The organism is Carboxydocella sp. JDF658, assembly GCF_002049395.1.
In the GTDB taxonomy this organism is placed as follows: Bacteria; Bacillota.
This window is the reverse complement of the sequence record NZ_BDLR01000130.1, coordinates 1-390: the sequence shown is the minus strand read 5'-3', so window position 1 is coordinate 390 and position 390 is coordinate 1. Positions and strand designations below refer to the sequence as shown.

Here is a 390-nt window from a genome sequence, read left to right as displayed (position 1 = left end):
GTACCAACCCCTGGGGTGTGCAGATCAAAACCGCAGATAGTGGCGAGAACAGGATTAGCTTTCAGGAGATGGACAAATTTAGTCGGGTCTTCAATTTTGCAATGAACCATAGCAACAAGAACCCGAAAAAGCTCCGGTTGATTCTGGGCCGGTCGTCCAAGCGGAGAATATAAAGGAGCAATAACTTCTTTCAGTGGGTCAAGGTCAAGGACATAGAGTTTTTCGATGAGAGAATGATAATAGCGGATTTGGGATTCATGCTCAGGAACTAAAGACTGAAGTTTAGATTTTAACCAGACCTGATAATCTGCATGAGAACGCCAGAAACCTAACAAAGAAATCGCCTCCGTCAATCGGATTAGAGGGAAAAAATGCCTCCAACGCGATTAT

Annotated in this window: 1 pseudogene; it reads right to left on the bottom strand. The window is 44.1% G+C overall.

The annotated features are described in order from the left end of the window. Positions 1 to 335 (bottom strand): annotated as a pseudogene (locus JDF658_RS12735) (hypothetical protein); the annotation flags it as partial. Positions 336 to 390: the final 55 nt, after the last annotated feature.